General features: G+C 68.9%; 18 protein-coding genes. 5 read left to right on the forward strand and 13 right to left on the reverse strand.

Annotation, left to right across the window (positions count from 1 at the left end):
* Nucleotides 1-10 precede the first annotated feature (10 nt).
* Nucleotides 11-526 carry a lipocalin-like domain-containing protein gene (locus tag C5708_RS03570; RefSeq protein ID WP_242917882.1) on the forward strand — a complete coding sequence of 172 codons (516 nt, stop codon included), beginning with the start codon at nucleotides 11-13 and terminating at the stop codon, nucleotides 524-526.
* 59 nt (nucleotides 527-585) lie between these two features.
* On the opposite strand, the gene C5708_RS03575 is transcribed toward C5708_RS03570, so the two are convergent.
* Together C5708_RS03575 and C5708_RS03580 are read right to left on the reverse strand one after the other, a co-directional pair.
* On the reverse strand, nucleotides 586-1,731 hold the full coding sequence (locus C5708_RS03575) for an acyl-CoA dehydrogenase family protein (RefSeq protein WP_242917884.1): 1,146 nt from the start codon (nucleotides 1,729-1,731) through the stop codon (nucleotides 586-588).
* A 38-nt stretch (nucleotides 1,732-1,769) separates the two neighbouring features.
* A complete protein-coding gene (locus C5708_RS03580; protein ID WP_242917886.1) occupies nucleotides 1,770-2,984 on the reverse strand; it encodes an acyl-CoA dehydrogenase family protein in 1,215 nt (404 codons plus the stop codon).
* Nucleotides 2,985-3,131: 147 nt separating this feature from the next.
* Between C5708_RS03580 and C5708_RS03585 the strand changes: the two genes are divergently transcribed.
* Nucleotides 3,132-3,896 carry an endonuclease/exonuclease/phosphatase family protein gene (locus tag C5708_RS03585; RefSeq protein WP_242917888.1) on the forward strand — a complete coding sequence of 255 codons (765 nt, stop codon included), beginning with the start codon at nucleotides 3,132-3,134 and terminating at the stop codon, nucleotides 3,894-3,896.
* 10 nt (nucleotides 3,897-3,906) lie between these two features.
* Here C5708_RS03585 and C5708_RS03590 read toward each other — a convergent pair whose 3' ends face one another.
* The 6 genes from C5708_RS03590 to C5708_RS03615 form a co-directional block, all read right to left on the reverse strand.
* Nucleotides 3,907-4,479 carry an NAD(P)H-dependent oxidoreductase gene (locus tag C5708_RS03590; RefSeq protein ID WP_242917890.1) on the reverse strand — a complete coding sequence of 191 codons (573 nt, stop codon included), beginning with the start codon at nucleotides 4,477-4,479 and terminating at the stop codon, nucleotides 3,907-3,909.
* Nucleotides 4,480-4,559: 80 nt separating this feature from the next.
* Nucleotides 4,560-5,336 carry an enoyl-CoA hydratase gene (locus C5708_RS03595; protein WP_242917892.1) on the reverse strand — a complete coding sequence of 259 codons (777 nt, stop codon included), beginning with the start codon at nucleotides 5,334-5,336 and terminating at the stop codon, nucleotides 4,560-4,562.
* Nucleotides 5,337-5,347: 11 nt separating this feature from the next.
* Complete coding sequence (mmsB, locus tag C5708_RS03600; protein WP_242917894.1) at nucleotides 5,348-6,244, reverse strand: 3-hydroxyisobutyrate dehydrogenase; 897 nt, start codon at nucleotides 6,242-6,244, stop codon at nucleotides 5,348-5,350.
* Between the two features lie 39 nt (nucleotides 6,245-6,283).
* Complete coding sequence (locus C5708_RS03605) at nucleotides 6,284-7,336, reverse strand: enoyl-CoA hydratase/isomerase family protein (protein ID WP_242917896.1); 1,053 nt, start codon at nucleotides 7,334-7,336, stop codon at nucleotides 6,284-6,286.
* On the reverse strand, nucleotides 7,333-8,472 hold the full coding sequence (locus C5708_RS03610; RefSeq protein WP_242917898.1) for an isobutyryl-CoA dehydrogenase: 1,140 nt from the start codon (nucleotides 8,470-8,472) through the stop codon (nucleotides 7,333-7,335). The genes C5708_RS03605 and C5708_RS03610 overlap by 4 nt, the downstream gene beginning before the upstream one ends.
* Before the next feature lie 8 nt (nucleotides 8,473-8,480).
* Nucleotides 8,481-9,992, reverse strand: coding sequence for a CoA-acylating methylmalonate-semialdehyde dehydrogenase (locus C5708_RS03615; RefSeq protein ID WP_242917900.1), 1,512 nt, complete (start codon nucleotides 9,990-9,992; stop codon nucleotides 8,481-8,483).
* Between the two features lie 103 nt (nucleotides 9,993-10,095).
* Here C5708_RS03615 and C5708_RS03620 point away from each other — a divergent pair, with 103 nt between their 5' ends.
* Nucleotides 10,096-10,974, forward strand: coding sequence for a LysR family transcriptional regulator (locus C5708_RS03620; protein WP_242917902.1), 879 nt, complete (start codon nucleotides 10,096-10,098; stop codon nucleotides 10,972-10,974).
* 240 nt (nucleotides 10,975-11,214) lie between these two features.
* Nucleotides 11,215-11,475 carry a PH domain-containing protein gene (locus C5708_RS03625; protein ID WP_242917904.1) on the forward strand — a complete coding sequence of 87 codons (261 nt, stop codon included), beginning with the start codon at nucleotides 11,215-11,217 and terminating at the stop codon, nucleotides 11,473-11,475.
* Nucleotides 11,476-11,630: 155 nt separating this feature from the next.
* On the opposite strand, the gene C5708_RS03630 is transcribed toward C5708_RS03625, so the two are convergent.
* Nucleotides 11,631-13,472, reverse strand: a complete 1,842-nt coding sequence (locus C5708_RS03630) for a phosphoenolpyruvate carboxykinase (GTP) (RefSeq protein WP_242917906.1) — start codon at nucleotides 13,470-13,472, stop codon at nucleotides 11,631-11,633.
* A gap of 147 nt (nucleotides 13,473-13,619) precedes the next feature.
* Nucleotides 13,620-15,623 carry an acetyl/propionyl/methylcrotonyl-CoA carboxylase subunit alpha gene (locus C5708_RS03635; protein WP_242917908.1) on the reverse strand — a complete coding sequence of 668 codons (2,004 nt, stop codon included), beginning with the start codon at nucleotides 15,621-15,623 and terminating at the stop codon, nucleotides 13,620-13,622.
* A 190-nt stretch (nucleotides 15,624-15,813) separates the two neighbouring features.
* On the opposite strand from C5708_RS03635, the gene msrB reads away from it, so the two are divergent.
* The gene (gene msrB, locus C5708_RS03640) at nucleotides 15,814-16,305 is read left to right on the forward strand and encodes a peptide-methionine (R)-S-oxide reductase MsrB (RefSeq protein WP_242917910.1); all 492 of its coding nucleotides are present in this window, start codon (nucleotides 15,814-15,816) and stop codon (nucleotides 16,303-16,305) included.
* Nucleotides 16,306-16,320: 15 nt separating this feature from the next.
* Here msrB and C5708_RS03645 read toward each other — a convergent pair whose 3' ends face one another.
* The 3 genes from C5708_RS03645 to C5708_RS03655 all read right to left on the reverse strand — a co-directional run bounded on the left by C5708_RS03645 (nucleotide 16,321) and on the right by C5708_RS03655 (nucleotide 19,096).
* A complete protein-coding gene (locus C5708_RS03645; protein WP_242917912.1) occupies nucleotides 16,321-16,650 on the reverse strand; it encodes a hypothetical protein in 330 nt (109 codons plus the stop codon).
* A 92-nt stretch (nucleotides 16,651-16,742) separates the two neighbouring features.
* Nucleotides 16,743-18,275 carry an acyl-CoA carboxylase subunit beta gene (locus C5708_RS03650; protein WP_242917914.1) on the reverse strand — a complete coding sequence of 511 codons (1,533 nt, stop codon included), beginning with the start codon at nucleotides 18,273-18,275 and terminating at the stop codon, nucleotides 16,743-16,745.
* Between the two features lie 86 nt (nucleotides 18,276-18,361).
* On the reverse strand, nucleotides 18,362-19,096 hold the full coding sequence (locus C5708_RS03655) for an ATP12 family protein (RefSeq protein ID WP_242917916.1): 735 nt from the start codon (nucleotides 19,094-19,096) through the stop codon (nucleotides 18,362-18,364).
* Between the last annotated feature and the right edge of the window lie 50 nt (nucleotides 19,097-19,146).

Here is a 19,146-nt window from a genome sequence, read left to right on the forward strand (position 1 = left end):
GAGCAACATAGTGCGCAAGCTGAAGATGGGCGTCGCCGCCCTGGCCGTCGCCTTGGCCGCCGTCCACGCCGCGGCCGCGGCCGAGCTGCGATCCCTCGAAGGGGTCTGGGTGATGGAGTCCGCCTACGAGATTCGGGCCGACGGGACCCGCACCACCAATTACGGCGCCCACCCCAAGGGCCTGCTCACCGTCGACGCCGCCGGGCGCTACAACATGCAGATCTTCCGGCCCGACCGGCCGGCCTTCGCCAGCGGCGACAAGACCCGCGGCACGGCGGAGGAGTACCGCCAGGCCGTGCTCGGTTCGAGCACCCACTTCGGCCGGGTGTCGATCGATCCCGGCAAGCATCAGCTGGCCTTCGACGTCGAGGCGGCCTCGTTCCCCAACTGGGAGGGCAAGCGGCAGGTGCGCGACTACACCTTCGAAAACGGCGTGCTGAGCTACGCCGTGCCGGCCAGCGCCTCCGGGAACGGGACGGTCGCCTATTCCGTCTGGCGGCGAGCGCCGAAGGCCGCCGCCCGCTGAAACGAAAGGGCCCGCCGGATCGCTCCGGCGGGCCGCTCGCGTCTTGCTGTCGCCCGCTCTCAGGCGGCCTTGTCGATCGACAGGGCCTCGTAGCGGCGCAGGTGATGGTCGACCGAGCCGAACAGGCCCTCGATCATCGTCGCGCGCTTGAAGTAGTGGCCGATGGCCAGTTCGTCGGTCATGCCCATGCCGCCGTGGATCTGGATGGCGTTCTGGCCGACGAACTTGCAGGCGCGGCCGATCTGCACCTTGGCGGCGGAGACGGCCTTGGCGCGCTCGTCGTCGCTCTCGTCCAGCTTGATGTTGGCCATGTAGGTCATCGACACCGACTGCTCGACATTGATGAACATGTCGACCATGCGGTGCTGCAGCACCTGGAAGCTGGCGATGGCCGCGCCGAACTGCTTGCGCTGCTTGGCGTAGTCCAGGGTGCCTTCATGCAGCTTGCGCAGCACGCCGACCGCCTCGGCGCCGATGGCGGCGGTGGCCTCGTCGATCACCTTCTGGACCAGCGGCAGGCCCGCGCCTTCCTGGCCGATCAGGGCGTCGGCCGGCAAGGAGACGTTCTCGAAGAACACTTCCGAGGCGCGCAGGCCGTCGACGGTCGGATAGTCGCGGGTGACGACGCCCTTGGCGTTCTTGTCGACCAGGAACACCGACACGCCCTGCGTGTCGCGCTGGCCGCCGCCGGTGCGGGCGGTGACCACCAGGTGCGTGGCCCACGGCGCGCCGACCACCACCGCCTTGTGGCCGTTCAGGGTCCAGCCGGAGCCGTCCTTCTTGGCCGTGGTCTTCAGGTCCTGCCAGGTATAGCGGGCCTGTGGTTCGGCGTAGGCGAAGGCGAGGATGGCTTCGCCGCCGATGATCTTGCCGATCAGGTCGGCCGCGCCGGCGTAACCGGAATGCTTCAGGAAGCCGCCGCCGATCACCACCGTGCCGAGATAGGGCTCGACCACCAGGGCTTTGCCGAACTCCTCCATGACGATCATGTTCTCGACGGCGCCGCCGCCCAGGCCGCCCAGTTCTTCCGAGAACGGCGCGCCCAGGATGCCCAGCTCCTCGGCGAAGGCCTTCCAGTAGTCCGGCCGCCAGCCGGCCTCGGAGGCGACGATCTTGCGGCGGGTTTCGAAGTCGTACTTGTCCTGCAGGAAGCTCGCGACCGTGTCGCGCAGCATCGACTGTTCTTCGGTGAAGTTGAAATCCATGGCTCTTCCCTAGAATTCGGCTGTTTTCGTTGCGGCGGTCAGAGGCCCAGCACCATCTTGGCGATGATGTTGCGCTGGATCTCGTTCGAGCCGCCGTAGATCGACGTCTTGCGGACGTTGAAATAGGTCGGCGCCGTGCGGTGGGCGTAGTCGGGTCCGATCGGATGGGCGTTGTCGCCGTCGGTCGGGAAGCCGCGGAAATACGGCGCGCCGTAGTGACCGGCCGCCTCCAGCGCCAGTTCGGTGATGCGCTGCTGAATCTCGGTGCCCTTGATCTTGAGCACGCTCGATTCCGGTCCCGGCCCCTTGCCGGCGCTTTCCGAGGCCAGGGTGCGCAGTTCGGTGAACTCCAGCGCCGTCAGGTCGATCTCCAGCTCGGCGACCTTGCGCTTGAAGAACGGGTCCTTGAGCAGGGCCTCGCCGCCGTCGGCCAGTTCGGTCGAGGCCATGGCGCGGATGCGCTCGATGCCGCGCTTGGAGCGGGCGACGCCGGCGATGCCGGAGCGCTCGTGCGCCAGCAGGAACTTGGCGCAGGTCCAGCCCTTGTTTTCCTCATAGATGCGGTTCTCGACCGGCACCTTGACGTTCTCGAGCCAGACCTCGTTGACCTCGTGCTCGCCGCCCAGGGTGATGATCGGACGCACGGTGATGCCGGGGGTCTTCATGTCGATCAGCAGGAACGAGATGCCTTCCTGCTTCTTGGCGGCGGGGTCGGTGCGGACCAGGCAGAAGATCCAGTCGGCGTGCTGGGCCAGGGTGGTCCAGGTCTTCTGGCCGTTGACCAGATAGTATTCCTTGCCGTCGTCGCCGGTGATGCGCTCGGCCTTGGTCGACAGGCCGGCGAGGTCGGAGCCCGCGCCCGGCTCGGAATAGCCTTGGCACCACCAGATGTCGCCCGACAGGGTCGGCGGCAGGAACTTGGCCTTCTGCTCGGGCGTGCCGAAGGTGTAGATCACCGGGCCGACCATGTTGATGCCGAAGGGCAGGATCGGAACCGTGTCGGCGCGGGCGCACTCTTCCGACCAGATGTAGCGCTGGGTCGCGCTCCAGCCGGGGCCGCCGTACTGGCTCGGCCACGCCGGGTTGACCCAGCCCTTCTTAGCCAGGACGCGGTGCCAGGAGAGGAAGTCCTCCTTGGCCATCTCCTCGCCCTCTTCCTGACGCTCGCGCAGCCCGGCAGGGTAGTTCTCGGCGATGAAGGCGCGGACCTCGTCGCGGAAGGCTATGTCTTCGGGGGAAAAGTCGAGGTTCATGGCGGCGTCTCCGAACTGGCCTTGGCGGCGCTATCTCTGTCGCGGCGATCTTATGGCTCGAACAGACGTTTGCAATGGTGACGCAAACGTCAACGTCAAGTTTTTCCAGGCTTTGCGACCAATCGCCGGCTGGGGCATTGATGGAGCATGACCCGGATCCTGACCTACAACGTCCACCGCTGCGTGGGCGTGGACCGACGGCTCGACGTCGGCCGGATCGCCGATGTCGTCGCCGCCCTGGAGCCCGACATCGTCGCCCTGCAGGAGCTGGACGTCGGCCGGGCCCGCACCGGCGGCGTCGACCAGGCGCACGAGATCGCCCGGCGGCTGGAGATGGCCTTCCACTTCCATCCGGCCATGTCGGTCGAGGAGGAGCTGTACGGCGACGCCATCCTGACCCGCCTGCCCGAACGCCTGGTGCGCGCCGACGCCCTGCCGCCCTACCCCATCCGCGGGCTGGAGCCGCGCGGTGCGCTGTGGATCGAGGTCGATCTGGGCGAGGACCGGCTGCAGGTGATCAACACCCATCTGGGGCTGGTTCCGCAGGAGCAGAGGCGGCAGGCCCGCGCCCTGGCCGGCCGCGACTGGGTCGGAGACCACCGCCGCGTCGGTCCCACCGTGCTGCTGGGCGACTTCAACGCCGTCGCCGGCTCGGCCGTGCACCGGATCCTGACCGCCGACCTCGCCGACGCGCGCCGCGTCGCGCCCGCCCGCGCGCCGACGCCCACCTTCCCGTCGACATTTCCGCTGGTGCAGATCGACCATGTGTTCGTCAGCCCCGAGGTCGAGGTGAGAGCGCTGTTCGCACCCTACACCCAAGCCACGCGGAAGGCCTCCGACCACTTGCCCCTGGTCATGGATTTCGAGGTGCGCCGCCAGGGTCCGGCGGACGCCGCCGCCGCGGCGTCGTGAACGCCCGGTCTCAGCCGGCGGCGCGCCAGCGGCCGGCGAACTCGACCACCTGTCGCGCCAGAAGGTCGAGCTGCTGCGACACCCGGCCGTCCTGGCACGATCCCGCCTCGTCGAACACCGGCTCGGCGGTGTTGATGGTGACGCCCAGCGGCGTCGGCCAGCCGCGCAGGGCGTGGACCACCCCGCGCAGGCCGACCAGGGTGGTGGCGGTGGCCTGCCATCCGGCGGCGGTGACGATGCAGCCCACCGCGCGGCCTTCGAGATAGGGACGCAGATCGCCGCTCATGTCCTCGACATAGTCGATGGCGTTCTTCATCAGGCCGGACATCGCGCCGTGATAGCCGGGCGTGGCCAGGATCACCCCGTCGGCCCGGCGCAGCTCGGCCACCAGCCGGGCGGCGGCGGCGGTGCGGCCGGCGGAATGCGGCGCATAGAGCGGCAGGTCGAGATCGGCGCCGCCGAGCAGCAGGGTCTCGGCCCCGGCCTCGGCCGCGGCGCGCAGGGCGACGGCGACGGCTTTCTCGGTCGAGGAGTCGGGCCGGAGCGTGCCCCCCAGGCCGACGATGTAAGGCTTGGCGGACATAAGCGCTCCCCGTCACGGACGTAACGCTATGCACCGCCGCGCCTGGGCGCGGCAAGCCTGACGCCGCGTCGCCGCCCCGCCTAGCGGCCCTTGAACTCGGGTTTGCGCTTGTCGACGAAGGCGCTCATGCCTTCCTTCTGGTCGTCGAAGGCGAACAGCGAGTGGAACAGCCGCCGCTCCAGCGCCACGCCGGTGGCGAGCGTCGTCTCATAGGCGGCGTTGACCAGCTCCTTGTTCATCGCCACGGCCAGCGGCGACTGCGCGGCGATCTTCTTCGCGGCGGCCATGGCCTCGTCGAGCAGCTTGTCGACCGGCACGACGCGGGAGACGAGGCCCGAACGCTCGGCCTCGGCGGCGTCCATCATCCGGGCGGTGAGGATCATGTCCATGGCCTTGGACTTGCCGACGAACCGGGTCAGGCGCTGGCTGCCGCCGATGCCGGGGGCGACGCCCAGATTGATCTCCGGCTGGCCGAACTTGGCGTTCTCGGCGGCGATGATGAAGTCGCACATCATCGCCAGCTCGCAGCCGCCGCCCAGGGCGTAGCCGGAGACGGCGGCGATGATCGGCTTGCGGCAGGCGACGATGCGCTGCGAGCTCTTGGTGAAGAAGTCGGCCTTGAACATGTCCGCATAGGACTGGGTCGACATCTCCTTGATGTCGGCGCCGGCGGCGAAGGCCTTCTCCGACCCGGTGACGACGATGCAGCCCACCGCCGGGTCGGCCTCGGCCGCGTCGAGCGCCAGGCCGATCTCCTCCAGCAGCTGGCTGTTGAGGGCGTTGAGGGCCTCGGGCCGGTTCAGCCGGATCAGGGTGACGCCGTCGGCGGTTTCGACGATCAGGGTCTCGTAGGCCATGGCGGGGTTCCTCAAGCGAGCTCGGCGATCTTGCCGCGCAGCATCTGGATGAAGGCGGAGAAGTCCTTGCCCCCATAGCCCAGGCCGTCGAACATCGCATAGAGGGCTTCGGCCTGGGCGCCCATCGGCGTCGAGGCGCCGGCCTTGGCGGCGGCGTCCTGGGCCAGCTTGAGGTCCTTGAGCATCATCGCCGTGGCGAAGCCGCCGGCGTAGCCCTTGTCGGCGGGGGTCTGCGGCCCGACGCCAGGGACCGGGCAATAGGTGGTCACCGACCAGCACTGCCCCGACGACTTGGAGGCGATCTCGAAAAAGCGGTCGGCGGCCAGGCCCAGCTTCTCGGCCAGGGCGAAGGCCTCGCAGGTCCCCAGCATCGACACGCCCAGCAGCATGTTGTTGCAGATCTTGGCCGCCTGCCCCGCCCCGGCCGCGCCGGCATGGATCACCGCCCGCGCCATCGGCGTCAGCACCGCCTCGACGGCGGCGAAATCGGCGTCCTCGCAGCCGACCATGAAGGCCAGGGTGCCGGCGTCGGCCGCCATCACCCCGCCCGAGACCGGCGCGTCGGCGACGCGGAAGCCCGCCGCCTTGGCCTCGGCCGCCACGGCGCGGGCGCTGTCGACGTCGATGGTCGAGCAGTCGATCAGCAGCGCCGTCTTCGGCGCGTTCGGGAGGATGTGCTCGGCGTAGACCTGGCGCACATGCGGCCCGGCCGGCAGCATGGTGACCACCGCCTCGGCGTCCTTGACCGCCTCGGCCACCGAGGCGGCGGCGCGGCAGCCGCTGGCCGCGGCGCGGTCGAGCGCGGCCTTGGACAGGTCGAAGGCGACGACCTCGTGGCCGGCCTTGGCCTGGTTGGCGGCCATGCCGCCGCCCATGTTTCCGAGCCCGATGAAGGCGATCCGGGTCATGCGTTCCTCTCCAGTCTTTTCGTTCTCGCGCCGTCCCTCTCAGGGCAGCGGCGACCATTCCTGATCGGCCGGCAGGGGCGCGAAGATTTCGTCCAGCATGGCGTCGGTGACGCCTTCCAGCGTCGCCGGAGACCATTTCGGCGCGTTGTCCTTGTCGACGATCACCGCCCGCACGCCCTCGATGAAGTCATGCCGCTGAACGACGCGGGCGCCGATGCGGTATTCCATGCGCATGTTGTCGGCGAAGTCGGTCATCGCCCCGCCGGCGGCCAGTTGGCGCAGGGCGACCTTCATGGTCTGCGGCGACTTGGTCTTGAGAAGCGCGAGCTGGGCCTTGGCCCAGTCCGAGCCGTCAGCCTCCAGCGCCGCGAAGATCGCCTCGACGCCGCCGGCGCCGAACAGGCGGCCGATGTCGTCCTGATGCGCGGCCAGGGGCGGCCGGCCGGCGTCGGCCTCGTATTCGGTGAGCAGTTCCTCGATCCGGTCCGGCTCGGCCAGGATCGCCGCCTTCAGCGCCTCGACGCGCCCGCTTTCCACATAGTCGGTGGCGATGCCCAGCAGCAGGCAGTCGGCGGCCTTGATGCGCGCGCCCGTCAGGGCCAGCCACAGGCCGGTCTTGCCCGGCAGCCGGGGCAGGAACCAGCCGCCGCCGACGTCCGGGAACAGGCCGATGCCGGTCTCGGGCATGGCGAAGGTGGTCCGCTCGGTGGCGACGCGATAGCGCGCCGGCATCGAGACGCCGACCCCGCCGCCCATGGTCACCCCGTCGGCGATGGCGCAGATCGGCTTCTCGTAGCGATACAGCAGCGCGTTCAGGCGATATTCGACGAAGAAGAACTCCCGCGCCGCCGCGCCGTCCCCCGCTCCGCTCTCGGCCAGCATGCGGATGTCGCCGCCGGCGCAGAAACCGCGCTCGCCGGCGTGGTCGATCAGCACCAGCCGCACCGCCGCATCGTCCCGCCAGGCCAGCAGCGCCTCGGTCATCAGGCGGCACATGTTGGTGGTCAGGGCGTGCAGCGCCTTGGGGCGGTTCAAGGTGATGCGGCCGACCGCGCCCTCGACGCGGGTGAGGACTTCCGGCTCCTGGCTCATTGGCGGAACATCTCCCGGGCGGTGATGACGCGCATGATCTCGTTGGTGCCTTCCAGAATCTGGTGCACCCGCAGGTCGCGCACGATCCGCTCCAGCGGATAGTCCTTCAAATACCCATAGCCGCCGTGCAGTTGCAGCGCCTGGTTGGCGACCTCGAAGCCGGCGTCGGTGGCGAAACGCTTGGCCATGGCGCAGTACTTGGTGGCGTTGGGGTCGCGCCGATCCAGGGCGTCGGCGCCGCGATAGACCATCAGCCGCGCCGCCTCCAGCTCGGTGGCCATATCGGCCAGCTTGAACTGCAGGGCCTGGAACTCCTTCAGCGCCCGGCCGAACTGGTTGCGGGTCTCCATGTAGGCCTTGGCGGTGTCGAGGGCGAGCCTGGAGCCGCCCAGCGAGCACGAGGCGATGTTCAGCCGCCCGCCGTCCAGGCCCATCATGGCGAAGCGGAAGCCGTCGCCCTCGGCGCCGATGCGGTTCTCGACCGGCACCCGCACGTTGTCGAAATTGACCTGGGCGGTCGGCTGGCTGGTCCAGCCCATCTTGCGCTCGTTGGCGCCGAAAGACAGGCCCTCGGTCCCCTTCTCCACCACCACGGCCGAGACGCCCTTGGGACCGTCGCCGCCGGTGCGGACCATGACCACATAGATGTCCGACACCCCGGCGCCGGAGATGAACGCCTTGGAGCCGTTCAGCACGTAGTGGTCGCCGTCCAGGACGGCCTTGGTCTTCAGCGCCGCCGCGTCCGAGCCCGAGCCCGGCTCGGTCAGGCAATAGGAGGCGATCAGCTCCATCGAGGTCAGGCGCGGCAGGTACTTGCGGCGCAGCTCCTCCGAGCCGAAGCGGTCGATCATCCACGAGGCCATGTTGTGGATCGAGATGAACGCCGCCGTCGAGACGTCGCCATAGGACAGCGCCTCGAAGATCAGCGCCGCGTCCAGACGCCCGAGGGCCGAGCCGCCGACATCTTCCTTCACATAGATGCCGGCGAAGCCGAGGCTGGCCGCCTTGCGGATCACGTCGACGGGGAAGTGCTTCTCCTCGTCCCAGCGGGCCGAATGCGGCGCCAGCTCCGCCGCGGCGAAAGCCTGGGCCGCTTCCTGGATGGCGCGTTGGTCTTCAGTCAGTTCGAAATTCATCTAGGGCGTCACTTCATGGTCGGGATGACGAAGGCGGAGTCCTCGCTGACGCCTTCGGGCCAGCGGGCGGTCACGGTCTTCACCTTAGTGAAGAACTTCACGCCTTCCATGCCATGCTGGTTGGTGTCGCCGAAGGCCGAACGCTTCCAGCCGCCGAAGGTGTGGTAGGCGACCGGCACCGGGATCGGCACGTTGATCCCGACCATGCCGACATTGACGCGGGCGGCGAACTCGCGGGCGGCGCGGCCGTTGCGGGTGAAGATGGCGACGCCGTTGCCGTACTGGTGCTGCGACGGCAGGGCCACGGCTTCCTCGAAGGTTTCGGCGCGGACCAGCTGCAGCACCGGGCCGAAGATCTCTTCCTGGTAGGTCTTCATGCCCGGCTTGACGTGGTCGAACAGCGTCGGGCCGATGAAGAAGCCCTTCTCGTAGCCCTGCAGGGCGAAGTCGCGGCCGTCGACCACCAACTCGGCGCCCTCTTCCTGACCGATGCGGATGTAGTCGGCGATCTTGGCGCGGTGCTGGGCGCTGACCACCGGGCCGTATTGGGCGGCCGCGTCGGTGGAGACGCCGACCTTCAGGGTCTCGATCTCGACCAGCAGGCGCTCGCGCAGCTCGTCGGCGGTCTTCTTGCCGACCGGCACCGCCACCGGCAGGGCCATGCAGCGCTCGCCGGCCGAGCCGAAGGCGGCCCCGACCAGATCCTTGACCGTCTGATCCATGTCGGCGTCGGGCAGGATGACGCCATGGTTCTTGGCCCCGCCCATGGCCTGGATGCGCTTGCCGTGCGCCGTGCCGGTCGCATAGACGTACTGGGCGATGTCGGACGAGCCGACGAAGCTGACCGCCTTGATGTCGGGATGGGTCAGGATGGCGTCCACCGCCGCCTTGTCGCCGTGGACGACGTTGAGCACGCCAGTCACGTCCAGGCCCGCGGCGGCGCCCGCCTCCATGAACAGCTCGGCCAGGCGAACCGGCACCGACGGGTCCTTTTCCGACGGCTTGAGGATGAAGGTGTTGCCCACCGCGATGGCCACGCCGAACATCCACATCGGGATCATGGCCGGGAAGTTGAACGGGGTGATCCCTGCGACCACGCCAAGCGGCTGGCGCATCGAATAGACGTCGATCCCCGGCCCGGCGCCTTCGGTGTATTCGCCCTTGAGCACGTGGGGCACGCCGCAGGCGAACTCGATCACCTCCAGGCCGCGCTGGATGTCGCCCTTGGAGTCGGCGATCACCTTGCCGTGCTCGGACGACAGCAGTTCGGCGAGCGTGTTCATGTTCGCCTCGACCAGGCGCTTGAACTCGAACATCACCCGGGCGCGACGCTGGGGATTGACGGCCGACCAGCGGTGCTGGGCCTTCACCGCCGCCTGGACGGCGGCGTCGAGTTCGCCCGCCGCAGCCAGGGCGACACGGGCCTGAACCTCGCCGCTGTTGGGGTTGAACACGTCGCCGAAGCGGCCGGACGTCCCGGCGACGGCCTCGCCGTTCACGAAGTGGCGAATGTCACGCATGGCGGTCTCCCAAAAAGTCGTTGGGCGGAGGGCTATCATTTGACGGCCGCCGCCTGTCGAGCGATTTTTCAGTGCTGGAATTGCATTTTCGCAGGATGGGGCCGTGCTCGACTGGGACGACTTGCGCATCTTCCTGGCCGCCGCGCGCGGCCGGTCGTTCGCCACCGCGGGGCTGAAGCTCGGCATGGACGCCACCACGGTCGGGCGGCGGGTCCAACGCCTCGAGGCGGCCCTGGGGGCCACCCTGTTCGGCCGCTCGCCCCAGGGCCTGCACCTGACCTCGGCCGGAGCCCGTCTGCTCGAATCCAGCCTCGACGTCGAGACGGCGGTGGAATCGATGCAGACCGTGCACACTGGCGTGTTCGGCACGGTGCGGATGAGCGCGTCAGAGGGGTTCGGCGCCCACGTGCTCGCCCCCGCCCTGCCCGATCTGCTGCAGCGACGCCCCGACCTGACGGTCGAGCTGGTGGCCAATTCCGGCTTCCTGTCGCCGTCGATCCGCGAGGTCGACGTGGCGGTGACCCTGAACCCGCCGGTCTCCGAGCGGCTGAGCGTCGAGCGCCTGACCGACTATGAGCTCGGCCTCTACGCCGCCGCCGCCTATCTCGACCGGGCCGGGCGGCCGACGACGCGCGCCGACCTCTTCGACCACCCGCTGATCGGCTATATCGACGACCTGATCTACGCGCCGGAACTGCGCTACCTGGCCGAGGTCGAGCCGGGTCTGCGCCCGCGCGCGTCCAGTTCCTCGATCCGGGCCCAGCTGGCCATGATCGCCGCCGGCGCCGGCGTCGGCATCCTGCCCCGGTTCATGGCCGAGCCCGGCGCCGGACTGGAGCGCGTGCTGCCGGACGAGGTCCGCCTGAGACGGACCTTCTGGGTCGCGGTGCACCAGGATCTTCGCGCCACCCCGCGCGTGCGGGCCGTGCTCGAATGGATGTCGGAGACCGCGAGCCGCAACCGGGACCGACTGCTGGGCTGAGGGCCTCGCGAAACACAGCTCATGGACGTCCGCGCCCCGACGCTTGCGCTTAGGTTGCGGCCGCCATAGTCTCGCGCGATGCCCATCGCGGGCAGACTTACTTTCGGGGGTAAAATCATGGGCTCTTATGTCCAACAGTCCTTGGTCGGCAACGAGCGGGTCGTAGCGTCCGCCAAACTGCATTGGATCGCGTTTCTCTGGCCGTTCTCGATCTTGAGCGCCCTGAGCACGGAACTGGCCGTGACCGACAAGCGCGTCATCGCCAAGACCGGTCTGATCTCGCGCAAGACCATCGAGCAACGCCTGGCCAAGGTCGACGCCATTCGCGTCAACCAGGGCATCCTGGGCCGCATCCTCGGCTACGGCACAATCATCGTGTCGGGCTCGGGCATGTCGGCCGAGGGCATCAAGAACATATCCAACCCCCTCGCCTTCAAGCGGGCGGTGGAAGAGCAGATCCAGCGTCACGAGGATGAGGCGCGCGCGCCGGTCCCCGCCTAGGCCCTATCCAGCCTGGCGAAGCCTCCGGCCGGACGCCGCGCCCCGGCTCGGAGCGGTCGGCCCAGTCAAACGACCGGTCAAACGGGAAACGCCGGCGGTTCGATGAACCGCCGGCGTCTTTCTTCGAGCGTCTTTCCTTCAGCCTGCGTCCCGCCTCAGGCCGCCTGGCGCGCCTCCGCCGCCGCCAGCCGCGCCGCCAGGGCGACATGCTCCTCGCGCAGGGCCTGCGGCAGCCGCTCGCCGAAGCGGTCGTAGAAGGCCGGGATCAGCGCCGCCTCTTCCTTCCAGACATCGACGTCGACCGAGAGCAGCAGGTCGAGCTGCGCGTCGCTGAGGCCGAGGCCGGCGACGTCCAGCGCCTCCCTGGCCGGCACGCGGCCGATCGGGGTGTCCTCGGCGCCGGCGGCGCCGTCGAGCCGCTCGACGATCCATTTCAGCACGCGGCTGTTCTCGCCATAGCCCGGCCAGACGAACTTGCCGTCGTCGCCCTTGCGGAACCAGTTGACGAAGTAGATGCGGGGCAGCTTGGCCGCGTCGGCGCCCTCGCCCAGCTTCAGCCAGTGGCTGAAATAGTCGCCCATGTTGTAGCCGCAGAACGGCAGCATGGCGAAGGGATCGCGCCGCAGCTCGCCCACCTTGTTCTCGGCGGCGGCGGTTCCTTCCGAGGCGACGTTCGAGGCCAGGAACACGCCATGACGCCAGTCGAAGGCCTCCGTCACCAACGGCACAGCGCTGGCGCGGCGGCCGCCGAACAGGAAGGCCGAGATCGGCACGCCCCGGGGGTCTTCCCACTCGGGGGCGATGATCGGGCATTGGGCCGCGGGGACCGCGAACCGCGCGTTGGGGTGCGCCGCCGGCTCGCCCAGCTCGGGCGACCAGGCCCGGCCGCGCCAGTCGGTGAGACCGGCGGGAGCTTCGGGGGTCAGGCCTTCCCACCATACGTCGCCGTCTTCGGTCAGGGCGACGTTGGTGTAGACGCAGTTCGAATGCAGCGTGTCCACGGCGTTGCGGTTGGTGTGCTTGCCGGTGCCGGGCGCCACGCCGAAGAACCCGGCCTCGGGGTTGATGGCGTAGAGCCGGCCGTCGTCGCCGAACCGCATCCAGCAGATGTCGTCGCCGATGGTCTCGGCCTTCCAGCCGGGGATGGTCGGCTGCAGCATGGCCATGTTGGTCTTGCCGCAGGCGCTGGGGAACGCCGCCGCCACATAGCGCACCGCGCCCTCGGGCGAGGTCAGCTTGAGGATCAGCATGTGCTCGGCCAGCCAGCCCTCGTCGCGGGCCATCACCGAGGCGATGCGCAGGGCGTAGCACTTCTTGCCCAGGAGAGCGTTGCCGCCGTAGCCCGAACCGTAGGACCAGATCTCGCGGGTCTCGGGGAAATGGACGATGTACTTGGTTTCGTTGCAGGGCCAGGCGACGTCCGGCTGGCCGTCCGCCAGCGGCATGCCCACCGTATGCACCGCCGGGACGAAGAAGCCGTCGTCGCCGATCTGGTCGAGGGCGGCCTTGCCCATGCGGGTCATCACCCGCATCGAGATGGCCACATAGGCGCTGTCGGTGATCTCGACGCCGAGGGCGCTGATCTTGGAGCCCAGCGGCCCCATGCAGAACGGCACCACATACATGGTGCGGCCGCGCATGCAGCCCTCGAACAGGCCGCGCAGCTCGGCGCGCATGCCCTCGGGCTCGCGCCAGTTGTTGGTCGGGCCGGCGTCGGCCTGATCCTGCGAGCAGATGAAGGTCCGGCTTTCCACCCGCGCCACGTCGCGGGGGTCGGAGGCCGCGTAGAACGAATTGGGCCGCTTGTCGGGGTTCAGGCGCCGCAGCGTGCCGCCGGCCACCAGGGCGTCGGTCAGCTGGGCCCATTCCTCGTCGGAGCCGTCGCACCAGTGAACCCGGTCGGGCTGGGCGAGCTCGGCGATCTCACGCACCCAGGCGAGGAGGCGCGCATGCTTGGTCGGGGCCCCGTCGAGGCCCGCGATGGTCGTATCGTGCATTTTTCCCTCGGAGCAGTTTGCGCGACCGAGCGCTCTTTTCGGCGCTTCGGCGCTAGGGTCTCTCGACCGATGTTTCGCTCGCTCTCCCTGTTGCGACTAGCCCTAGCCGGCTACCGCAAACTTTGCGATTTGGCGACAGTTTCTTGATCAAACGAATTCGACGAGCACCTCGTCGGCGGCGACCGGATCGCCGGACTTGGCCCCCACGGTCTTGACCACGCCCTCGCGCTCGGCGCGGATGATGTTCTGCATCTTCATCGCCTCGATGATGCAGACCACCTCGCCCTCGCGCACCGTCTGGCCGACGGCGACGTCCATCGACACCACCAGGCCCGGCATCGGCGAGATCACCATCTTGGAGGTGTCGGGCGCCTGCTTTTCGGGAAGCCGCTGGTGCAGGTCGGCCGAAAGCGGCGTCAGCACCAGCACGGCCCGCCGGGCGGCGCGATGGCGGATGACGAAGCCTTCGCCGGCCGGCTGCACCGTCGCCGTGAAGGGCTCGCCGTTCAGTCGCCCGCGGTAGAGCGCCTTGCCGGGCCGCCAGTCGACGGTCTCCAGGGTGAGCGCGCGATCCTCGTCGAGGATGCGCACCTTCAGCGCCCCGCCCTCCTCCGACAGCGCGACCGCCCGACGGGTCTTGCCGACGAACACCGCCCACTCGGTGCGCGACAGCGGCGCGGCCAGACCGTTCCCGGCCTCCCTGGCGCGCGCGGCCAAGGTGCGGTGCATATGGGCGGCGACGGCGGTCATGACGTCGGTCTGAAACGGGGTCGGCTCGACGCCGGTGAAGCCTTCCGGGAACTCGTCGGCGATGTAGCTGGTCGCCAGCTCGCCGCTCTTGAACCGCTCCTGGTCCATCACCGCGGCCAGGAACGGCACGTTCTGGCCCAGGCCCTCGATATGGAAGTCCTCGAGCGCGCGGGCCATGCCGGCGACGGCCTGGGCGCGGGTCGGCGCCCAGGTGCACAGCTTGGAGATCATCGGGTCGTAGAACATCGAGATCTCGTCGCCTTCGCGCACGCCGGCGTCGTTGCGGACCTTGCAGCCCTCGGCGGTGTCGCCCTCGACCGGCGGCTCGTAGCGGACCAGCCGGCCGATCGACGGCAGGAACTTGCGGTACGGGTCCTCGGCGTAGATGCGGCTCTCGACCGCCCAGCCTTTGATCTTCAGGTCGCCCTGCCCGAAGGCCAGCTTCTCGCCATAGGCGACGCGGATCATCTGCTCGACCAGGTCAAGGCCGGTGATCAGCTCGGTGACCGGGTGCTCGACCTGCAGACGGGTATTCATCTCCAGGAAATAGAAGCTCTTGTCCTGGCCGGCGACAAACTCGACCGTGCCGGCGCTGTCGTAGCCGACCGCCTGGGCCAGGGCGACGGCCTGGGCCCCCATGGCGGCGCGGGTCGCCTCGTCGAGCAGCGGGCTCGGCGCTTCCTCGATGACCTTCTGGTTACGGCGCTGGATCGAGCATTCGCGCTCGAACAGGTGCACGACATTGCCGTGCTTGTCGCCCAGCACCTGGATCTCGATATGGCGCGGGCTGGTGATGAACTTCTCGATGAAGATGCGGTCGTCGCCGAACGCGCCCTTGGCCTCGGCGCGCACGGCCGGGAAGCCTTCCTCGACGTCCTTGCGGTCATGGGCGACGCGGATGCCCTTGCCGCCGCCGCCGGCCGACGCCTTGATCATCACCGGATAGCCGATCTCCTCGGCGATGCGCACCGCGTGGGCGGTGTCGTCGATCTCGCCGATATGGCCGGGGACGGTGTTGACCTTGGCGGCGCTGGCGAACTTCTTCGACTCGATCTTGTCGCCCATGGCCTCGATGGCCTTGGGATTGGGGCCGATGAACACGACGCCCTCGTCGGCGCAGCGCTGGGCGAACTCGGCCTTTTCCGACAGGAAGCCGAAACCGGGGTGCACGGCTTGCGCGCCGGTCTGCTTGCAGGCGGCGATGATCTTGTCGGCGACGAGGTAGGATTGCGCCGCCGGGGCCGGGCCGATGAACACCGCCTCGTCGGCCATCTCGACCGCCAAGCTGTCGGCGTCGGCTTCCGAATAGACCACCACCGTCTTGATGCCCATGCGGCGGCAGGTCTTGATGACCCGCACGGCGATCTCACCCCGGTTGGCGATCAAAATCTTCGAGAACATCGGCCGAACGCCCCTCGCACGCTTTATGTCGTTCGGCGTTCGAGTAAACGCCGGCCCGGGGCTTGGCAATGCGCGACGTCGCGGCAGTCCGGCGCGCGCCCTCCCCGCGCCGGCGCGCGAAACCATGGCGCCGAACGAAGACGCCCCCTAAGTTCTAGGCTGCACGCCGTTCACGACGAAAGAGCCCGCCATGTCCACCGGGACCCCGCATGTTTCCGCCTCGGGCTTCGACCTCTCCGCGCCCTCGGCCGCCGAGCGCCAGCGGCTGGAGGCGTCCCTGACCCAGGAGGAACGCGAGGTGCTGCTGCTTCACGGCACCGAGGCGCCGTTCTGCGGCGGGCTCCTGAACCAGAAGTCGGCCGGGGTCTATGGCTGCCGGCTGTGCGGCCTGCCGCTGTTCCGCAGCCTGGCCAAGTTCGAGAGCGGCACGGGCTGGCCGAGTTTCTTCGAGCCGTTCGATCCGGCGCACGTCAAGCTGGTCGAGGACCTCAGCTACGGCATGCGCCGGGTCGAGACGCGCTGCGCCCGTTGCGACAGCCACCAGGGCCACGTGTTCCCCGACGGGCCGCCCCCGACGCGCCTGCGCTACTGCATCAACTCGGTGTCGCTGACCTTCACCGCCGACGGCGAGCCCCTGCCGGACCTGCTGGGGCGCGGGCCGCCCGAGGGCGTCAGCATCTGACGGATCGGCTCGGACTCAGCAGCCGCCGCCACCGGTGGCCCCGGCCACGCAGTTGCGGGTGAGCGCCTTCTGGCCGCTATCCTCGACCATCTCCCGCGCCTGACGCGCGGTTTCGTCCCACTCCGCCTTGGTCCGGCAAATCTTATGGCCGCCAAGGCGAGAACCAGTGACCGTGATCGTCTTGCAGATCTTATCCGGCTCGGCCGGTTTGGCCGAAGACTGAGCGGCTGCCGGCGGATGGGTGCCGTCACCCTGAGCAGGAGCTTGAGCAAAAGCGACGGCCGCTGACAGCCCGCACGCAATCACCGCCACGACACCCAACGACTGAGAAAAGCGCTTCGACACTGAAAATCCCCTAAACAGATGGCGGGACCATAAACCTTCCGTTGCAATCGTCAAACGCGCCACACATCCGGGAGGCGCACACGCGCCCGCCCTTAGAGCGGGATGTTGTCGTGCTTCTTCCAGGGGTTGGAGAGCTGCTTGTTCTTCAGGCTCTTCAACGCGCGCACGATCCGCCGGCGCGTGCCGTGCGGCATGATGACGTCGTCGATATAGCCGCGCTGGGCCGCCACGAACGGGTTGGCGAACCGCTCCTTGTACTCGGCCTCGCGGGCGGCGATGGCCTCGGCGTCGCCGATGTCCTGGCGGAAGATGATCTCCACCGCCCCCTTGGCGCCCATCACCGCGATCTCGGCGGTCGGCCAGGCGTAGTTGACGTCGCCGCGCAGGTGCTTGGAGCTCATGACGTCATAGGCGCCGCCATAGGCCTTGCGGGTGATCAGGGTGATCTTCGGAACCGTGGCCTCGGCGTAGGCGAACAAGAGCTTGGCGCCGTGCTTGATCAGCGCGCCGTACTCCTGCTTGGTCCCAGGCATGAAGCCCGGCACGTCGACCAGGGTCAAAAGCGGGATGTTGAAAGCGTCGCAGAAGCGCACGAAACGCGCGGCCTTGCGGCTGGCGTCGATGTCCAGCACCCCGGCCAGCACCTGCGGCTGGTTGGCGACCACGCCCACCGTCTCGCCGTCCATCCGGGCGAAGCCGCAGATGATGTTCTTGGCCCATTCCGACGAGATCTCGAAGAAGTCCGCCTCGTCGACGACCTTCAGGATCAGCTCCTTCATGTCGTAGGGCTTGTTCGGATTGGCCGGGACCAGCGTGTCGAGGCTGCGCTCCTCCCGGTCGGGGTCGTCGAAGCTGCGCCGGGCCGGCGGCTTCTCGCGATTCGACAGCGGCAGGAAATCGACCAGGCGGCGGATCTGGGTCATCGCCTCGAGATCGTTCTCGAACGCCCCCTCGGCCACGCCGGACTTCATGGCGTGGACCCGCGCCCCGCCCAGCTCCTCGTGGGTGACGACCTCGTTGGTGACGGTCTTCACCACGTCCGGGCCGGTCACGTACATGTAGGAGGTGTCCTTCACCATGAAGATGAAGTCGGTCATGGCCGGCGAATAGACGTCGCCGCCGGCGCAGGGGCCCATGATCACCGAGATCTGCGGGATGACGCCCGAGGACAGCACGTTCTCGAGGAAGATGTCGGCGTAGCCGGCCAGGCTGTCGACGCCCTCCTGGATGCGGGCGCCGCCGGCGTCGAACAGGCCTATCAGCGGCGCGCCGACCTTGGCGGCCTGGCGCTGGACCTTGACGATCTTGCTGGCGTGCGCGGCCGACAGCGAGCCGCCGAACACGGTGAAGTCCTTGGAGAACACGTAGACGACGCGGCCGTTGATCGTGCCCCAGCCGGTGACGACGCCGTCGCCGGGCACCTTCTGGTTCTCCATGCCGAAGTCGTTGCAGCGGTGCTCGACGAACATGTCGAACTCCTCGAACGAATTCTCGTCGAGCAGGAGGTCGATGCGCTCCCGCGCGGTCAGCTTGCCCTTGGCGTGCTGGGAGGCGATGCGCTTTTCCCCGCCGCCCGCGCGAGCCTGGGCGCGGCGACGATCGAGTTCCTCAAGAATATGCTGCACGACCCTGGCGTTCCCTCGTCATCCGGTACGGGCGAAGGCGTAGAGAAACGTCAGGGTGATGACAAGCGGCGCCGTCGCGGCAGCGGTCAGACGCGCAGGGCCGCGAACCAGCGCTCCAGCAGGACCGCCTCGCCCTTCAGGCGCTCCGCCCGCTCGGCGGCCTCCTCGTCGACGCCCCATTGTTCCTGCTGGAAAACCTCGTCCAGCCGCGAGAGGTCGAAAGCCGCCTCCCCGTCCAGCTTGTCGTGCAACATGGCCAGGGCCAGCACCGTCGAGCCCAGCAGCCCCGCCGCCATGGCCAGGCCGGCCAGGGCGAAATCGTCGAGGGCGGCGGCGGCGGCCTCGATCCGGGCCAGGGTCTCGGCCGGCTGGGCCTGGTGGACGACGCCGGTGACGCGGACGAATCGCAGGCCGAGGTCGCTTTCCGCCCAATCGAGCACGGCGCCCCAGCGGCGGGCCTGCCGTTCGACCAGGGCCTCCGGCCCGTCGGCGAAATAGCAGACCAGATCGGAGCCGGCGTAGCGGGCGACCTCGGCCGCCGTCTCGGCATGGGCGCCGGCCACGCGGTCGAGCGCGGTGTAGGCCAGCCGGGTCGCCGGCATGTCGGGCAATACGACGGTCTCGCCCTGCGCCGACCATTCGCCGGCGATCAACGCGGCCAGACCGGCGGTCGGGACCACCAGCGGCCGACCGGCGGGAGTCTTGGGCGCGCGCCCGTCGAGGAAGACGCCATGGCCGGCCTCCGAGGGCCGGGCCTCGACCGACGCATAGAAGCGCCGGGGGCGCTCGGGACCGTCGCCGAACTTCTTGGGCGGCTGCATGATGGGGGACCTCGCTGTTCGGTCGCGACGGATCGCGACCGCGCTCCCGT

This window comes from Caulobacter sp. CCUG 60055, from assembly GCF_022750545.1.
Lineage (GTDB): Bacteria > Pseudomonadota > Alphaproteobacteria > Caulobacterales > Caulobacteraceae > PUIC01.